The sequence below is a fragment of the Methanocaldococcus sp. genome (assembly GCF_024490875.1).
Taxonomy (GTDB): Archaea; AGJL01; Methanococci; order Methanococcales; family Methanocaldococcaceae; genus Methanocaldococcus.
In genome coordinates this window covers 82193-100158 of sequence record NZ_JACCLX010000041.1, presented here as the reverse complement: position 1 = coordinate 100158, position 17966 = coordinate 82193, and the positions used below count along the sequence as shown (strand labels likewise).

The window sequence follows — 17966 nt, the reverse complement described above, 5'->3', positions numbered from 1 at the left end:
ATTTGATATTATCAAATCCCGAGAGTAAATATTATACAAATATGAAAATTTTTTAAAAACATATTACAAATATGCAATATAAATTCAAATCTTTTAATATAATTATAATCTTTTTAGCATAAAAGAAGGACAAAATATCCTTTATTACATATTTAATTTATGAATTTATATACTTGCATACTTTTTAAAAGTAATATTGACTCCCGGTAAATTTTCAATTCAATATTATAAAATAAGAAAAATACCAAAAAAATATTATAGTACTATTAAATATCCTAAAAATCGTAATAGAGTATAATAAAAATTCAAAATTTTTTACGATTTAATATTATCAAGTCTTAAGAGTAAATATTATTTATTTACTATAAAATTCATAAAAATAATATTCCAAATATATAAGATAATTTTAAATATTTAAAAAAAGAAGTATTATAATCATTAAAAAGAATAAAGGCGAAGAAAAATGTATATAATCATAGTTTATGATGTGAATGTTGCAAGAGTAAATAAAGTTAAAAAATTTCTCAGACAGCATTTAAACTGGGTTCAAAATAGTGTATTTGAAGGAGAGGTAACAGATGCAGAGTTTGAAAGAATAAAAGATGGGCTTTTAAATATAATTGACGAAGATAAAGATTCTATAATCATATACAAACTTAAATCAAAACCAAGTAGAGAAATTTATGGAGTAGATAAAAATCCAATTGATGATATTATTTAAAACCAAGATATCAATGGCTCATAATCTTTTTGTCTAACTAAATGCTTAATTAACTTGTAAGATTCCAACCTTATCAATCTCTTTTTTGTAATATTCTTTTTTAATGTTGGATGTTTAACACTCTTTTCCATCTCCCCATTAAATGCTTTTAGAACTATCTTTTTACCATTATCATTTAATAGTATTCCGTTTAAATCGTCTCTAAAATGCTTTTTCTGAATAATACCCTGCTTAACTAATCTGTTTGCTATTCTATCGGCAATTATTGGTTTAAAAATTTCGCTTAAATCTAACGCCAAGGAAAACCTTCTCTCTCTTGGCTCATGCAAATAGCTTATCGTTGGAGTTAGTTGAGTGTTGTAAAGTTCACTTATTATTGTTGGATATAAACGAGAATTTAAAAAACTTATTAAAGCGTTCATCTCATTTTGAGGAGGTCTTCTTGTTCTTTTGATGATTTTAAATTCTTCTGGCAAAGTCTCATCCCATAGTTTATAGTATTCACTTCTAATTCTTCCTTCGATATTCATAACCTCAGTAATTTTATTTGCATAATTAAGTTCCTCTAAGAATTCATCAAATTTAACATTAATTCCAAATTTTGACAGATTTTTTTCCATATTTTTTACCCCACCAATAACAAAGAGTTTTGCAAGATTTAATCTTTTTTCATGATTTAAATAATGCTCCGCCTGTTTTACAACTAAATCTCCAGAATGGAGAGACTCCCTCGGATAAAAACTCCCATCATAATATCCATAATGGTTAAAGAAATGCAAAGCAATGCCTTTTTGTGCTAAATAATGTAATGCTTGAGAACTTATGCTTACTTTTCCATAGATATAGATGTCATAAATTCCTTCAACTGCTAAAGGTTTCTTTCCATTAGCATTTTCAAAATAAAGTGTATTTTCTCTCCTAAAAAGATAGCCATCAGATAGTAAGGTTAGAGATTTTTTCCTCATAATCTCCCCCACTTAAATCCAACATAACTCATAATATGCACATTTTTTGCAAATTTTGGATTTCTTTGGTTTTGGTGGATTTGGCATTGACTTTATTTTCTCAACTTCTTTTATTGCTTCTTCAACCTCTTTTTCTCTTCCATCTAAGATTATTTCCTTTGTCTCTCTAAGTTTTGGATAGTTAAGAATTGCCCTTGCTTTAATACCATATCTTTTAAATAGTAAATATAATATAATGCCTGCATTTCGTGGGCTTTCTCCATTGTCTTACTTTTTTTAACCTCGTGAATTTCAACAATGTCCTTTTTCTTAATGAAGTCAATATTTATAGTTCCTATTAAAACCTCCTTCTCCTCCCCAAAATAACATTTTTCGTGTAAAAATTTTCCCAAATCAACAATATCACTCTCGTGTTCCATTGTTATTCCTTTTGCAAAATACCATAACTTCGTTTTACAGACAAAGAGGTAGTTTATTTCAATCCCTCTAATTAAGAGTTCTTTTTCAATATATTCATTTTCAGAAGACATTTAAAACACCAAAAAATTAATTTTAAAGAATCTCATCATCTAAGGATATGCCTCCATAATCTACGAGCAAGTCATAAATTTCAATTCTCTTTTTTGAGTATATTGGAGAAAGTGATTCAACTTCTTTAACAAACTCTTCAAAGAAATTTTCGTCTTCAAAGTATTTTCCCTTTGAAATTTTCCAACTTTCTAATTTTTGTAGAAATAAATCTCCAATATAATCAGAATACAAAAATTTAAACCATTCCCCTATATCACTTCCGCCAATAGTTGAAGGAAATTCTCTATCAAGCAAAGAAAAAGTTAAAATTCCTCTAACAATACATTCTCTCTTTTCTCTAAAATCTTTAATAATAACAGTCCTATTTTCTTTATCAACTTCAACGAAGGCATTATCTAAAATCCACAATAAGTCATATTCTGTCTCTCTTCCATCTTCATAGATAACCTTCCAAATAACGCTATCTCCCCTAAACCTTTTGAAAGAATTTTTAAAAGTATCCCACCACTTTAATAATTCATCTCTTACTTCTTCATCAACAATATTCTCATTTTCATCTTCTTCAATTTCCTTTATTTTTTCATTTAGATGATGTAAAACCCAATAATATGGAAACTTATCCTTTAAATTTTCAAGTATTTTTCTTCTTTGATAAGTCAATTTTTCATTATACTCTTTCATAGAGTTAAGAACACTCCAAAGGACTGCACCACAAAACTTAGGAACTTTGTCTTTTTTGAATTCTCTATCTTCAAATGCCTTTTTCATCAAATTTACAAATTCATAATAATCTAATTCTTCTTTTTTGATTTCATTGAAATGTCTCTTTAAGTTATTATAAGTTTTATTTATTATTACGCAGTATATTTTGCATTTCTCCATTCCCCTCCCAACTCTTCCAATTCTCTGCATAAAATTCCTAAAATATAATCCAGAGTCCATAAAACATAAAGAAACTGGATAATTAACCCCTACTTCTGCCTTTGATGTAGTTATTATGATATCAGTTCTGTTTAAAATTTCATTTAAATCCTCTTCACTCTTTTCTCGCGTTTGTAATCCTGTATTGACCCAAACCTCTGCATCAATCTCATTCTCAATAATATATTTCATTTTCATAGCATCTCTCAGAGAATTAAAAATAATCAAAATCTTCTCATTGTTAGATATTGCTTTTTCTATAATATCCCTAATATTTTCCTTTAATTTTCCATCTTCAACCAAATAACCAAATAAACTCCTTTCTATACGCTTAGAAATTTTTATAAACTCAATTTCCATTTCTCCTTGAATAACTCTTCCCTCACTACTTAACGGTTGTTCAATAACTTCTGGAATAATTCCATTTTCATATAAAAATTCTATTAAATTCTCTTCTGGCGTTGCAGAAACAAAAAACCATTTTATCTGTCTAAATACCTCTTTTGTCATTAGAAACCAAATTAAAATATTTGCTATTTGCTCCTCATCATATAAATGATATTCGTCGAAAATAACATAATCCAATGCATTGAAAAACTCTAACCAATCAGAAAAACCCTTTAAATGTCTAAATTTTTCATTTTTTCTTGGTAAGTGATAACCACTATTTATCATATAGTTTAAGATGTCTGGATTCGTTACGGCAATTTCGCAATTTTTTAATTTTTCTATTAATTCCTCTCCTCTTTCTTTTCCTTTTTTCGTTAAAGTTTTTCCAGTTATTACCTCAACCTTAATTCCTTGCTCTTTTAATGTTTTCTCAATATCTTCTGCCAATGCATTTGTCGGAACTACAATTAACCCTCTTTTAGAAGTTAAATAATTGTTGTCCTTTGCATATAAGATAGAAAATACAAAAGAAAATGTCTTTCCTGCACCAGTTGGGGCAACAATAAAATAAACATCGTTCTTTAATTCAGAAACATCTGAATAAAATATCTCTTGAAATTTATGTAATCTAAGGTTTCCTCTAATAACCTTATCTCCAAAAGGCAAACATTTTTTTGAAACCTTTAATTTTAAAGATTCCATAAATATCCCCTAAAAAAATTAGTTAGAAAAGATATATTCTAAATCTTCAACTTTAAACCCCGTTCCAATAATATAGTGAGAAAGAACAAATCTTAACATCTGAGATTCTCTTAATTTTACATCTTTTCCAAATATTTTCTTAATTGTGTAGAGATTTAGCCAAATTTCCTCTGGTTTTTCCTTTTTTTCTTCAAATAATAAAAGACATTCCCTACCAACCCCTATCCTCAAAGTAAATGTTTTCGGAAGTTTTATATCTTCAAAAGTCAATAAAGATGCTTCAAAAATTGAGCCCTCTTTTATTCCTTGAATGTGGAAGTAATTTTTAAACAATCCTTTTCCCATCTGTTCAATTATATCTCTTCTAACCATATAATCAGATATTTCTGATGTTTTTCTTGTAAATATTGGAGTTTTTTCATAATATATTGGTCTTCCAATGGTCCAAACAAATCCAAACTCCTTAATCTCTTCATAATCTGGCTTATCTTTTATTTGGTAAGTATATTCATTCTTTTTAGCCAATGCAAAATTTAATGCATAATTTAAAGAAATATCTCCAATAAATGGCTCTGTTGATGCAACCCCTCCCTCTGTCTTGTTATAACAAAATAAAGGAGAGAGAAGAGTTATTTTATAATGTCTAATCATATTAGACACCCATTTCTTCTAATAACTTTTTAACATCTTTTTCTTTTTTAATTATTTTACACTCAACTAAGTAGTTTATGCAATCATTTAAATGTCTCAAATAAAGTTGCTTCAATTTTTCTTCATCTTTTAAATATTCATCAATTAACTTTAAAAGTTCTTCTAACTTCTCATTTTCAATTAACATTGATGAATTTTCTCTTAATTTTTCTTTAACAAACTCTTTTACATTTTCATAAGTTACTTCTCCATTAAACTCCTTTGAAATTAGATAGGATGACACTGGAGGCTCAAAGGTATCTAACGCTATACTTATAATTTCATTTTTCATATTTGCATCCATAACATTTGATTGAGCTCCATATCTGGTAGTTTTTAAATGAGAGATTAAAGCGTGGATAAATCCTTCTGGTGTTATGTCATAGAATGTTAAAAACTGTGGGAAATAAACTCCTGGCTTGACATATTGAATTTCAAACAAACTCTGTCTTTGAGTCCCTTCACTTTTATCCCACATTGTCCCTTCTTCACTTAAAGCATTGTGAGTTAATTCCTCTGTTATTTCATCTTTGTCTCTAATTGAATATGCCCATTCGTAAATAACTCTTGAAGGTAATCCAACGGCTTCATTTGATTGCGTTACGCTATCTCCAAACACTATGGAGTTTGGATTTGCTAAATATTCTGATTTTTTTATGAAGTTGTATTCAACCTCTGGATGAACTACTTTAAATTTTCTACACAAAATTAATCCTGTCAATTTTTCTCTTGATTTTAATTTTCTTGAAGGAATTACTACAACATCTTTATTTCCTATTGTTGTGCTTATAACTTCATCTGGCTCTGTTGAACGATTAATTAAATAACCAGTTGTAGTTCTTATTGTTGCTACCTTTATCACATTTGGAGTTCTTTTCCCATACTTATCTTGGAAATACTCTTTTGGAATTATTGAGTAGAGTTTTTCTCTAAACTCATTAACAACATTGTCATCAAAATCAAGATACTTTTTATATACATATTCAGATAATGTCTTTTGCTTTGCCATTGTCATCACCCCATTTTATTTATTGAGATTCTTTGATTTCATCGTCTTTTAATTTTTTCTGTTCTTTTCTTTTTTCTTTGGATTTTAAATCATAATGATAAGCAAATGCATATATCCAGTATCTAAGTTCTTTTTTTGAAGGAAGTTTTCCCTTCCATAAACCTTTAAACAATTCATCATATAACACACCACAAAATTCTTCAATTTTCTCTTTCTTACTTGAATAAGGATATTTCCTATAAAGCATCCCAGCCATTAAGGATTTTATTTCCTCATCCTTATAGCCCTTCTTTACTCCTATCTTCAACACCTCCAAAGTTTCTCTAATCATAGAGGTTTTTGAGGATGCACTACCCTTAGCCCACTCTATATCTGAGGCAATGTCAGCCAATTTTTCAATAATGTTCATTTTTTCTACCCCAATTCTTTGATTTATAATATTTAAGTCGTATTTTTCAGCAAATGATAGTGGATAGGATAATTTGAAGAGATAAAAGTAAAATGCCATAGGATTGTCAGCATAATCATTGAATAACGAAACTATTATATTATCAGATTTTGAGCCTCCTTTTAAGGCATATCCTAATTTCCAAAGCAATTCAAATTCATTTCTAATTTTTTCAATTTCATCGAGTCTAACTTTATCCCATCCTAATTTTTTGAAAGATTTTATTGTATAATCAAAGATTATCGTCTCTTTTTTTACTTTATCTGGATTAAATGGATATGTTAAGTAAAACTTAAAGCCAGTTTCATAAATAAAATCTAAAATTTTTCTATAAAATCTTATAAAATCAATTTGTTTGGAAATATCAACGAAAGTCATTAAGAATGGAAATAATTCCTCTTCCACTTTTACATTAAATCCATAAATTGCCTTTATAAATGCCTTAGCATCTTTATCCCAAAGTCCTATATTCTCACTAACGCTTTCAATGTATTTTGTTAAATTTTCGTCCATTATTGGAATAAAGTAGTCGTAAGCATCTATATATACTGCTTGAACATTTTCTTTTTTTCCAAATATTAATTTTCTAAATGTTACCTCAGTTAAACACAATTGGCAAATATTCTTTTTTGTATTTGATAAAGAAACTACTGTTCTATTTGTAAATCCTCTCGGCTTAAATCCAAAGCATAAATTTTCTGTTGCTATTATAGATGATTCTCTCCCACATAATGAGCATATATTCTTTTTTGAACCAATATCTTCAAATTTTATTTCCTTTATCTTCTTTCCATTTAAATGGGCGTATCCTAACAGTTCATTAATAATCTCTTTTAAATTTACTCTCTCAGAACCACTGTAATTTGTTTTTAACAATGTTATTAAATCAGATAGTGTCTCTTTCTCATTAAATCCTTTTTTTGTAGCAATGTATAGTTTTAGATAGTTTTTTAACCCTGTATCTGCATTTTTAACTCTATCAACAAAGTCCTTATCTAAATCGAAATATTTATCTATTTTAAAATATTTTTCTTCAAACTTAGATTTTAGTTTTTTAATACTTTTTTCATTAGTTTCCGTTGGAGTTAATTGTAATAACAATTTTAAAAGTTTAAATTTTCTAAATTCCTCCTCACTAAAATCTTCAATCTTTTTTGTAAATACATCTCTCGCCTCTTCATCCTTTTTGGATATGTCTTTATAAAATATAGAGTCATCTAATGAATCAATTAATCTTAATATTCTATCTTCTGAAATCTCAATAAATCTAAATATATCCAGTTGTGCCTTTTGCCTATCAATCTTAACCATCTTTTCAGTATTTCTATACAAAAATTCTTCAAATGATTTTATTAAATAATTCTCATCTATTTCTAAATTACCCTCGTAAATAAAACCTCTTGGAGATATAACATAACAATCTACATTTTCTCTTAATCTCTCAACGATAAACCTTGATAGAACTTCATAAGGAATGTCGTCAAAGTAGAATACATTTACATCTACATACTCTTTCAATTTTTTCCAAATTTTTGCTATTTCAGTATAGTTTTCAATTGGTATGGAAATACTATCTGCTAAGTGTATAATCTCAATTAGATCATCTTTTATTAATCTATTTAACCCCCTCCTTGTTGGTAATTTCTCATCTGGAATAATATATCTTGTTCTCTCCTCTGTTGCCAATATAAGATATTTCACAATATCTTTTTCTTCTTCACTTAATTCAATTTTTAAATTTTTTAAATCATCTTCAAAATATTTTTCTATTGAAGATTTTAAATCAATCTCATTGTGCAATTTATTTATATCGTGAAATGTAAATGCAATTAAAAGACACTTTAAAAGCATTCTTATGTCGTTATCATCATAATTTTCATCTATTAAACCTTTATTTAGCCATCTATTTTCTAAAACTTTTAAAGAAGGAATTATTCCATTTAGTATGTGCATAGGATAACTCATATCTGGAAGGTCTTTTGCTTCAATCTCTCCACTTTTAACTTTTTCCTCAAAAGATTTTCCCCCTTTTGCTGGCTTTAAGCGATATTTTTTAAATAGATTGATAAAAACTTTATTGAAGTAGTTTTTAGTTTCATCTTGGAATAACTTAGTTTTAAAGATTTTTTTGGGTTTTACTTTAATTTCCATGATTACACCTTAGGGTATAATTTACCAATAATATCAGTTGCTTCACTATATTCTTACATTCATTTCTTGATATATAAATTTAACTATTAACCTTTTTGGTTAAGTTTTTTGGAAATATTTATTAACCTTAACTAATCTTAAAAAAGGTAGTGATAAAATGAGGGATAAAAATGACAACGCACATAATAAACATAGGGTTTCACGCTGAGCATATTTATAAACCAATTGCTGAGTATGGTGCAAAAAAAGTAATTCTTGTATATTCAAAAGATAAAGAAGAATATGTTAAAGAAGATGATTTAAAAAAAGTTGATGAGGCCTTAAAAAAAGCAAAAGAGTTATGCAATATGCTGGGAATTGAATGTGAAGAGGTAAAAATAAATGGGATAGAGTTTGAGAAAAATGTTGAGATATTAAGGGATATTATAAAAAAAGAGGATAATAAAGTTATTGTAAATATAACTGGTGGTAGAAAAATAACATCTCTCGCTTTACTCTATGCCTCATTATATGAATTCCAAAAAGTAGATAAAATAGTTTATGTGCATAAAAAGAGGATTATAGAACTCCCAAAAATAGCACATCCATACAATTTAACAAAATTTGAAAGAAAAATTTTAGCATCATTAAATGAGGGAGAGAAGACAATAACTGAGTTGGCAAAAGAGTTTAATGTTTCTCTACCAGCAATTATAAAGTATGTAAATTCATTAGAAAGTAAAGGATTAATAAAAACTGAAAAAATAGGCAGAAAAAGAATAATTAAATTAATTTAATTATTTATCAATATTTACAACCATTCCAAATCCTAAACTGTTTTTCTCTCCAAATCCACACTCATAACCAAATTTTATTAGTTCATAATCTCCCCAAACCTTAAACACCATTTCAGAACATCTACAATAGACATTTTCCTTTAATTTCATTCTTTTAGGTTTATATTTTAAAACTTCAAATTCAAAATCTAAGGAGCATTTTTCATTATAAAATGCTTCATATTTTTTCTTTAAATTATTTTTTAAATTTTCATAAAATTTTGAAGAATTTGGAAGCAAATCATATGTTTTTAACTTATTGTCCTCTGTTGGGATTACAGTTTTTAAATATATTGGAGATATTGTTTTTAAAATGTTAAACTTTTTAGGAATTGGTAAAATTTTCGCTCTTTTTACATAAAAGTTTATTTTTCCAACTCTTAACTCTCCATCTTCCAATAAACCCTCAACAAAGTTCTCTATAAATTCATTTTTTGGTGAGGAAATATAAAGATATGCCTTTCCATCAATAGTTTCTATTCCCTCCTTTCTAATAACTCTCCTTCTAATTTGTAACAAAGAAAATGTAAAAAATTTAAATTTTTGATAGTTATGTAATTTCTCTGCATATTTTGGGTTTGCAGAGTGAATTTTATTGTATATTGCTGACGCTAAATAATACTGGTGATTATAAGGAATAACTGTAAAATTATCTGTTTGTAATTCCAACTCCATTCTCATATTTTCCCTCATTATAGGTTAATTACCAAAAGTTCTATATATAAATACGCAGTTATTATAAAGTTGGGTGATTATTGTGGATTTATATGCAGTTGCCACAGAAATGGTAAAAAATTATGGATACATTGGAATATTTATAATATCATTTACAGAGGCATTTATTCAACCAATTCCTCCAGACATTTTTATAATAAGTGCTCCTTTTTTTGGATTAAATCCTATAATATCAGCAATTGTTGCTTCAATTGGAATTACTTTAGGAGGATTATTTGGCTATTACTTAGGATACAAATTAGGACATCCAATATTTGTAAAACTTTTTGGAGAGAAGTATTTACAGAAAGGGGAGGAGTTTTTTAATAAATATGGGGCTTATGGAATAATTTTGGCAGGATTTACTCCGATACCTTACAAAGTTGTTGCGTGGCTCTCTGGAATCTTTGAAATTAGAATATTGATATTTACGATAGCAACAGTTATTGGTAGAGCTCCAAGATTTTTAATTGAGGCATTTTTTGGGAATATGCTAAATAATAATATAAATAAGTTATACAACCTTAATATTTATTTCTTTTATTTAATAAATACACACTATAATTATATATTAGATATTATTATGCTACTTATCTCTAAGACAGTGTATCCCATAGTTTTTATAACTACGACTTTAATCTATTTAAAAAATAGAAAGTTAGGATTAAGGTTAGTATTTGCCTTATTTTTATCTGTATTAATAGCATATTTTTTAAAGTATTTTATAAACGAGCCGAGGCCTTACTTAGTTTTAAATAATATACATCTTCTATGTTACGAAGGTTATGAGCCAAGTTTTCCAAGTGGACATACGACTTTATCTTTTACTTTGGCAACGTCTATACTATTAAACTACTCAAAAAAAATAGGAATTATATTTTTAATTTGGGCCATTCTTGTAGGTTACAGTAGAGTTTATGTAGGTGTTCATTATCCTTTCGATGTTATTGGTGGTTTAATAATTGGAATATTTTGCGGATATTTAACAAAACTTAATATAGAAAAATATATAGAAAGATTAAAATTAATTGATATATGGGGAAAAATAAAAAAGAAAAGTTAAAAATAAAATTATTCTTTTTGTTTAGATTTTTCATCTTCTTTAAAATATTCATCATATACTCCAGCGTCAATTTCTTTTTGAACTTCTTTAGGATCTTTTCCTTCAACCGTTACTCCCATAGAGCCACAAGTTCCTAAAACTTCTTTTACAGCATTCTTTAAAGTGTATGATAACATTGAATCCATTTTCATTTTTGCAATTTTAATAACTTGCTCTAATGTTAAGTTACCAACGACTTCGTGTCTTGGTTCGTGAGCTGCTGTTTCTATACCTAACTCTTTTTTTATTAGAGCGGTTGTTGGAGGAATTCCAACCTCAATCTCGAATTTTCTTGTTTCAGTATCTACTATAATTTTAACAGGAACTTGCATTCCCTCATAGTCTTTAGTTTTTTCGTTAATCTCTTTGACAACCTGCATAACATTAACTCCTAAAGGACCAATTGCTGGTCCTAATGGTGGCCCTGCTGTTGCCTTACCACCAGTAATTAAAACTTCTACAACTTCCTTAGCCATAATGTCTCACCTCAGTTAAAAAATAAGATATTGTATCAGATGCTTAAATAAAGTTAATATATGGAATATATAAAGTTATTCCTAATTAACTAATATTAATCTTTATGTTTTGAAACTATCTTAACACCTTCAACAGATAATGTTATTGGAATTGGAACCATAGCATTTTCAAGTTCTAATGTAACTTCCTCTTTATTTTTATCTACTCTAATAACCTTAGCCCTTTCTCCTTTAAAAGGACCTGCAATAATTTCAACAACATCTCCTTTCTCAATATTTTCAATAATTTTCTTTGGAGTTAGTAATGGCTCTATTTCTTCAATGGCTATAGCTCCAGGAACTATTCCTCTAACTCTTGGCATTCTTTTTATTAATTCTTCTACATCCCCTTTTGTTTCTGCCTCAACTAATACATACCCTTTTAAAGACTCAGTAGCCAATATTGAATAAACATTTAATTGCTCCTTTTCAGCTCTACTTGCCATTAATTCAGCAATATTTTTCTCCTGACCAACCATAGTTCTTACAGCAAAAATCATAATATCACCTTAAATATTTTAATCCAAAAATATAAATCATTTAGTATTAAAATTAAATAAAAAACATAAAAAAGGCTTTAAATTATTTTTATACATTTGGAGTGCTTGGAGGTTTTATTATATTTTTAATATATGTCGCAGGGACATGGATTATGTAACCAATTACACCTAATAATGTTATTCCCAATGCTGTAATTTTAGCAACATTTATATATTCTTCCATTGTAGGTTTTTTAATTACTAACCAAACTCTTTTACACTCTTCAAGAAATTCCTTAAATTCATCTATTTTTTTATTAATATCAATATCTATATTCATTGTTATCCCCTTAAATTTTTGGGATATTCAATAACTCTGTCTTTTTTCTTTTAATTCCAGTTTCTCCAAACTCAATTCTTGATTGAACTCCTGTAACTACTAATAAAACTTTAACTGTATTCTCTAATTTTTCGTCAATAGTAGCTCCCCAAATTATTGTAGCGTTAGGATCTAATCTTGAAGACACTGTGGCTACTACTTCTTTTGCCTCTTCCAATGTTAAGTCCTCTGGACCCATAACATGAATTAAAGCCCCTGTAGCTCCATCTATATCTACATCTAACAGTGGAGAGTTTAGTGCCATATTTATAGCTTCTTTAGCTCTCTTTTCACTATCACTTTCCCCGATTCCAATCATCGCTAAGCCTCCATCGCTCATAACTGCCTTTACATCGGCAAAGTCCACATTAATTAACCCATCTTTGGTTATTAATTCTACTAACCCTTTTACGGCGTTGATTAAAACTTCATCAGCCACTTTAAATGCTAATTTTAAAGGCATATTTGGAACGATTTCAAATAACTTTTCGTTAGGTATTACAACTAATGTATCAGTATGTTGTTTTAATCTTTCTAATCCTTCCATAGCATTTTTCATTCTAATTTTACCCTCCATTTCAAAAGGTAGAGTAACTACTGCTACAGTTAATGCTCCAATTTTTTTGGCTATTTCTGCAACTACTGGAGCTGATCCTGTCCCTGTTCCTCCACCTAATCCACAGGTTATAAATACCATATCGGAATCTTGAATTGCCGCTTTAATTTCTTCAGCGCTTTCTTTTGCCGCTTCTTCACCAATTTTTGGATTACCTCCTGCTCCTAAACCTCTTGTTAATTTTTTACCAATTAATATTTTTTTATCTGCCTTAGTCCTTATTAACTGTTGAGCATCTGTATTAATCGCAATAGTTTTAGCTCCTTCTATTCCTTCTAATTTTAATCTTGTAATTGTGTTATTTCCTGCTCCTCCACAACCTACAACTGTTATTTTAGCTTTAGTCTCCTGCAAATATTTATATAACTCCTTGTCTTCGGGAGAAAACTCTGATTCATTAACTCCTTCAAACTTATTTTCTTCATCTAATATTTTTTTCAAAAATTTCACGGTATAACCTCCATAATGGTTATTTAATTATGATAATAAAAATAATACAGTAAATTATAGATGTATTCATAAACTCTAAATAATTATATAATAGCATAACTTTATATATGCTACGAGTAAGTTTATCAATATAATTATTATCCAATTATAAAAATCTATTGGTTGATTTTTAATATTGTTATCTTATATTGAAAGGAATTATCCGGTGACTATTATGGTAAAACTTCCTTCTATTTCTAAAAAACCAAGAGAAATTGCAAAACAAAAAATTATTGAATTAGCTAAAAAAATGTATGATGACTTAATGAAAGGTAAAAGGCCAAAAATAACAATGCCAATAAGAAGTTTATCTAATGCTGTATTTGATAGAAAAAAGGGTTCATTTACTTTGGTAGGTAAAGAGAAGGTAAGAACTTTAACTGTAAATCAGGCAAAAATCTTTGCTCAAACTGCAAAAATGTTAGAATTTGCTAAACAATTATTAGAATCTGATGATTTTTCTACTCTAAGAGAGGCTTATTATGTTTCAAAAAACTGGGGTGAAGCGAGATTTGATGATCAGCAAGCATCAAACAATGTTATTGAAGATTTAGAGGCAACTTTAGGGGTATTGAGAGAACATCTTGGATTTATTCCAGAGGAGGATGGTTCCGCAGTTGTAGGGCCTTTAAAAATTATTGAAGAAACTCCTGAGGGAGAATTGGTTGTAGATTGTACAAAATTAGGAACTGGAGCATATAATATTCCAAACGATGTAACTAAGTTAAATCTTGAAACCAATGCTGACTTTGTATTAGCTATTGAAACATCTGGTATGTTTGCGAGATTAAACGCTGAAAGATTTTGGGATAAACATAACTGTATATTGGTTTCTTTAAAAGGAGTTCCAGCAAGAGCTACAAGAAGATTCATAAAAAGGCTTAACGAAGAACACGATTTACCAGTTTTAGTATTCACTGATGGAGATCCTTATGGATATTTAAACATATATAGAACTTTAAAAGTAGGTAGTGGTAAAGCAATACATTTGGCAGATAAACTTTCAATTCCTGCGGCAAGATTAATAGGTGTAACTCCTCAAGATATTATTGATTATGATTTGCCAACACATCCTTTAAAGGAGCAAGATATTAAGAGAATAAAAGATGGTTTAAAGAATGATGATTTCGTAAGAAGTTTTCCAGAATGGCAGAAGGCATTAAAACAAATGCTTGATATGGGTGTAAGAGCAGAACAACAATCTTTAGCAAAATATGGATTAAAGTATGTAGTAAATACTTACTTACCAGAAAAAATTAAAGATGAGAGTACTTGGCTACCTTAAAAAATAATATAAATGATGTTATTATTTCCGTTTCCTTCTACAATCTTCTGTTTTTATATTTTTTCATGTTTTAATGATAAAACTACTTTTTCCATTTTTATATAAATATTTAGATTAATTAATACAAATATCTAAAATAAAAATGGCGCAGGGGCTGGGATTTGAACCCAGGCGGGGCAAAGCCCCACTGGATCTCAAGGACTGATTTATAAACCACTAATATAAAATTAAAAAATATTTCTTTTTATTGGAAAATAACTTTTTTTATCAAACATTGGTATAAGTCCAATATGTAACTTATGGCTATTTTTTTAAAATCTCAATAAATTAGTTGTAGGACTCCTATTTTTGGATTACTACACTGCTGGACTAAATTTTTTAATAATAAATCGAAATGTATAAATATTATAAATGTGCTAATTTAATTATTTAACATTTTTGTACGGTGAGGGAATGGATGAATATACATTATCAATGATTAATCTGAGGATGATTTTAGAACAGCTTAGCAAGGCAAAGGAGCTAATTGACGAGGGCTTGGAGATTGTTGATAACATACTTCCAAGGAGGGAAGGACATTAAGAAGAAAGAAGTGATATTATGTTTAATTTAGAATGTCATCTCTGCGGAGGTTCTAATTTTATTTTTGATGAGAGGAGGGATGAGTTATATTGTTCTATGTGTGGATATGTTGTTGAGAGTATAGCTGTTGTTTTAGAAGTTAAATATGACATGATGGGGTTGCAGAATATAGCTGGGAAGATAAGGCACTATGAAAGAAACAGAAGATATAAGAGGAAAAAGGGTAGGGAAAAGATGCTTAAGAAGTTTCAGCAACTTTGTCTTAAATATGGTAAAAGAGATGCCATTGCTTATTTTGATAGGTTTATAATGCAGTACAATCAGAGAGGACTACCTAACAACATTATCTCCAGAGATATGGAAAAACTATTTTTGGAATTTTTTAAGGTGAAAGAGGTTTTTTAGTATATGTTAATGTGTTTTGGGATAAGATGAACGCTAAAAAATTTATTTTGCTGTTTTATTTTTCTTTGCTGTGTTTGGATATAATTATATCATTTATATTATATATTATTGGCTCAGATTTGGCAGAGATTTTAACTCTTGTAGGAATTGGGATAATGGCGTGGTGGTTCTTTTTGTATTTTTTGCCAGAAGAGGTTTATAAATAAGGTCATAATTTTTATCTCTATATAAATCAGTGTATTTGCGTATGTGAGTATAGAAAAGGCAACGATACTAAAAGCTAAGTAAATTTTTGAGCCTAAAAAACAATACTACATTTTATTTTTCTATTTTGGTATTTATAGTTTTGCTTTTGCTGTTTGTGAGTGGCAGATTGCCGAATTCTACACTTTTCGGCAACTTCGCCTTTTTCCAGCTCAAAGAGTGCCGACTTCACCAACTCGGCAGGCACGCACCATATTATAAATAAAATTAAGGGTATCGTGGCACGCATTGGGGGGGCCGGGGGGTTCTGCGGGAATAAGTATGCTATATTATATGGAGGTGTTGGAAATGCAGAATGCCACCTCATCTTTGCAACATCTGGTAATTCAAGCAATTGCCACAATACATAATATTATTAATCAGATACAGATTCCTCCTCAAACTCGTTTAAAAGCATTAATAGATAACACTAAATTTTTACTAACAATCACATGTGCTTTATTGGAGAAAAATAAAGTGGAAAATCTTAAAAAAGATTTACAGAAGGCTGAGGATGCTTTAATAGAGTTTGATAAAATTAACATTGAGACTGAAGGAATAAGCACATATATGGAGCTTCAGGCAAAAGCAGAAGAAAAAATGAAGAAAAAAGAACAATATATCATAGATACATGCTTAGACATCGTTTCTGAAATTTTAAATGAAACTAAGGGGCAAGTCTTCTGGCAGTGAATAAGTATGCTATATTATATGGAGGGATGAATGTTGAAGGTTGGAATGTGGCTGGGATGGCAACGACAATACTCTTAGTAGCGTTGCACAAATGAGGTCGGGTGAAGAAAATGAGAGCTATGCAGGTTGCATCAATATTGCCATTCGAGGCTTTTGCTAAAATGATTATAAAAATGTTAGAAATGAAGAAAATCAGAAGATATTTAGAATCTTGGAATGGAGTTATATTCTCAGATGCTTCAATGAAAGAGAACTTGCAACTGTTGGTTAAGGCTGTTGAAGGAGATGAGCAAGCAATTGCTATATTGATGTCAGATAATAGACCATTGCCTTTCGCTCCACAATTCACATACGCACAGATGCACTCTCTTGTTATAACAACATCAAGAAAAGCATTACAGAGAGTTCCAGCTAACGTTGAAATTGCAATAGCTGGTATTGTTTTGTTAGTTGCATTGATAATTGGAGTATTAATAATGACCCAAGTTAAAGGAACTGCAGTTCAAGTTGCAACTGAAAACAACGATACAGAGGCTATCAATCTGATAAATTCTGTATTTAGCACAGGTAAAGCTGGTTTAATTATATTAGCATTATCAGTACTTGTCTTAGGGGCCGTAGTTATCATTGGATACTTGAAAGGTATGGGAGGCGGAGGTAGATAAAAATGGCTGGAAGAAAAAGAACAAGAAAGAGAAAGAAATCTGGAAGGAGAAAGAAGAGGTGATAACTCCATCTAATTTTTTTATTTTTTTAATACTGTAGAAAATTCTGATTTCATAAAATAGGCAATGTGGGAGTATGATAAGTTTGACAATTTACATATTGCTGTGGATTTTAGCATTGGTGTTTTTCGGGGTAAGTTTTGTAACTTGGGGAGGAAAAAGGATAATTTTCAATGTAATTGCATTTTTAATATTTCTAATACTTGGAATGGCTGTAGATGTGCATTCAACAACGGCTTTGGTCGTGAACAACACAGTTGAAGTTGTAAAAACACATTATGAAGGAGTAAGGTATCTGCAATACTTAGCATGGCTTTTCATGTCTATTTGCATAATCAGAGGAATCCAACACGCATTTTTAGCCTTTACAAGAAAAGAAGAGTATTAAGGTGTTAA

The 17966-nt window shown here is 29.0% G+C and carries 20 protein-coding genes and 1 pseudogene; 10 read left to right on the top strand and 11 right to left on the bottom strand.

Features of this window, described 5'->3' with window-relative positions; all coding sequences use genetic code 11:
- Positions 1 to 463: 463 nt before the first annotated feature.
- Positions 464 to 721: a CRISPR-associated endonuclease Cas2 gene (gene cas2 / locus HZY31_RS07550; RefSeq protein WP_297318793.1), complete on the top strand. Its 258-nt coding sequence runs from the start codon at positions 464 to 466 to the stop codon at positions 719 to 721.
- On the opposite strand, the gene cas1b is transcribed toward cas2, so the two are convergent.
- From cas1b to HZY31_RS07520, 6 genes and pseudogenes are all read right to left on the bottom strand, one after another.
- Positions 718 to 1686 carry a type I-B CRISPR-associated endonuclease Cas1b gene (cas1b, locus tag HZY31_RS07545; RefSeq protein WP_297318792.1) on the bottom strand — a complete coding sequence of 323 codons (969 nt, stop codon included), beginning with the start codon at positions 1684 to 1686 and terminating at the stop codon, positions 718 to 720. The genes cas2 and cas1b overlap by 4 nt on opposite strands.
- A gap of 12 nt (positions 1687 to 1698) precedes the next feature.
- Positions 1699 to 2216: pseudogene (gene cas4, locus HZY31_RS07540) on the bottom strand (CRISPR-associated protein Cas4).
- Between the two features lie 22 nt (positions 2217 to 2238).
- A complete protein-coding gene (gene cas3 / locus HZY31_RS07535) occupies positions 2239 to 4230 on the bottom strand; it encodes a type I-D CRISPR-associated helicase Cas3' (RefSeq protein WP_297318791.1) in 1992 nt (663 codons plus the stop codon).
- A gap of 18 nt (positions 4231 to 4248) precedes the next feature.
- Positions 4249 to 4881 (bottom strand): type I-D CRISPR-associated protein Cas5/Csc1, encoded by a 633-nt coding sequence (locus HZY31_RS07530; protein WP_297318790.1) that lies wholly within the window; start codon positions 4879 to 4881, stop codon positions 4249 to 4251.
- 1 nt (position 4882) lies between these two features.
- On the bottom strand, positions 4883 to 5929 hold the full coding sequence (gene cas7d, locus HZY31_RS07525) for a type I-D CRISPR-associated protein Cas7/Csc2 (protein ID WP_297318789.1): 1047 nt from the start codon (positions 5927 to 5929) through the stop codon (positions 4883 to 4885).
- A 19-nt stretch (positions 5930 to 5948) separates the two neighbouring features.
- Entirely contained in the window at positions 5949 to 8528 is a 2580-nt protein-coding gene (locus HZY31_RS07520) for a hypothetical protein (RefSeq protein ID WP_297318788.1), read from the bottom strand.
- 170 nt (positions 8529 to 8698) lie between these two features.
- On the opposite strand from HZY31_RS07520, the gene csa3 reads away from it, so the two are divergent.
- On the top strand, positions 8699 to 9304 hold the full coding sequence (gene csa3, locus HZY31_RS07515) for a CRISPR-associated CARF protein Csa3 (protein ID WP_297318787.1): 606 nt from the start codon (positions 8699 to 8701) through the stop codon (positions 9302 to 9304).
- On the opposite strand, the gene cas6 is transcribed toward csa3, so the two are convergent.
- Complete coding sequence (gene cas6, locus HZY31_RS07510) at positions 9305 to 10024, bottom strand: CRISPR-associated endoribonuclease Cas6 (protein WP_297318786.1); 720 nt, start codon at positions 10022 to 10024, stop codon at positions 9305 to 9307.
- A gap of 76 nt (positions 10025 to 10100) precedes the next feature.
- Between cas6 and HZY31_RS07505 the strand changes: the two genes are divergently transcribed.
- Positions 10101 to 11120, top strand: coding sequence for a phosphatase PAP2 family protein (locus HZY31_RS07505; protein ID WP_297318785.1), 1020 nt, complete (start codon positions 10101 to 10103; stop codon positions 11118 to 11120).
- Between the two features lie 8 nt (positions 11121 to 11128).
- Here HZY31_RS07505 and HZY31_RS07500 read toward each other — a convergent pair whose 3' ends face one another.
- From HZY31_RS07500 to ftsZ, 4 genes are all read right to left on the bottom strand, one after another.
- Complete coding sequence (locus tag HZY31_RS07500) at positions 11129 to 11635, bottom strand: 50S ribosomal protein L11 (RefSeq protein WP_297318784.1); 507 nt, start codon at positions 11633 to 11635, stop codon at positions 11129 to 11131.
- Positions 11636 to 11730: 95 nt separating this feature from the next.
- On the bottom strand, positions 11731 to 12174 hold the full coding sequence (locus HZY31_RS07495) for a transcription elongation factor Spt5 (RefSeq protein WP_297318783.1): 444 nt from the start codon (positions 12172 to 12174) through the stop codon (positions 11731 to 11733).
- A gap of 88 nt (positions 12175 to 12262) precedes the next feature.
- The gene (locus tag HZY31_RS07490; protein WP_297318782.1) at positions 12263 to 12493 is read right to left on the bottom strand and encodes a protein translocase SEC61 complex subunit gamma; all 231 of its coding nucleotides are present in this window, start codon (positions 12491 to 12493) and stop codon (positions 12263 to 12265) included.
- 10 nt (positions 12494 to 12503) lie between these two features.
- Entirely contained in the window at positions 12504 to 13598 is a 1095-nt protein-coding gene (gene ftsZ, locus HZY31_RS07485) for a cell division protein FtsZ (protein WP_297318781.1), read from the bottom strand.
- A 214-nt stretch (positions 13599 to 13812) separates the two neighbouring features.
- Between ftsZ and HZY31_RS07480 the strand changes: the two genes are divergently transcribed.
- The 7 genes from HZY31_RS07480 (at position 13813) to HZY31_RS07450 (ending at position 17958) form a co-directional block, all read left to right on the top strand.
- Positions 13813 to 14922 (top strand): DNA topoisomerase IV subunit A, encoded by a 1110-nt coding sequence (locus HZY31_RS07480; RefSeq protein ID WP_297318780.1) that lies wholly within the window; start codon positions 13813 to 13815, stop codon positions 14920 to 14922.
- A 453-nt stretch (positions 14923 to 15375) separates the two neighbouring features.
- Positions 15376 to 15504 (top strand): hypothetical protein, encoded by a 129-nt coding sequence (locus HZY31_RS07475; protein ID WP_297318779.1) that lies wholly within the window; start codon positions 15376 to 15378, stop codon positions 15502 to 15504.
- An 18-nt stretch (positions 15505 to 15522) separates the two neighbouring features.
- Positions 15523 to 15909, top strand: coding sequence for a TFIIB-type zinc ribbon-containing protein (locus tag HZY31_RS07470; RefSeq protein WP_297318778.1), 387 nt, complete (start codon positions 15523 to 15525; stop codon positions 15907 to 15909).
- Between the two features lie 26 nt (positions 15910 to 15935).
- On the top strand, positions 15936 to 16115 hold the full coding sequence (locus tag HZY31_RS07465) for a hypothetical protein (RefSeq protein ID WP_297318777.1): 180 nt from the start codon (positions 15936 to 15938) through the stop codon (positions 16113 to 16115).
- Positions 16116 to 16461: 346 nt separating this feature from the next.
- Entirely contained in the window at positions 16462 to 16845 is a 384-nt protein-coding gene (locus tag HZY31_RS07460; protein WP_297318776.1) for a hypothetical protein, read from the top strand.
- Positions 16846 to 16955: 110 nt separating this feature from the next.
- Positions 16956 to 17510 carry a hypothetical protein gene (locus tag HZY31_RS07455; RefSeq protein WP_297318775.1) on the top strand — a complete coding sequence of 185 codons (555 nt, stop codon included), beginning with the start codon at positions 16956 to 16958 and terminating at the stop codon, positions 17508 to 17510.
- A gap of 304 nt (positions 17511 to 17814) precedes the next feature.
- On the top strand, positions 17815 to 17958 hold the full coding sequence (locus tag HZY31_RS07450) for a hypothetical protein (RefSeq protein WP_297318774.1): 144 nt from the start codon (positions 17815 to 17817) through the stop codon (positions 17956 to 17958).
- The last annotated feature ends 8 nt before the right edge of the window (positions 17959 to 17966 follow it).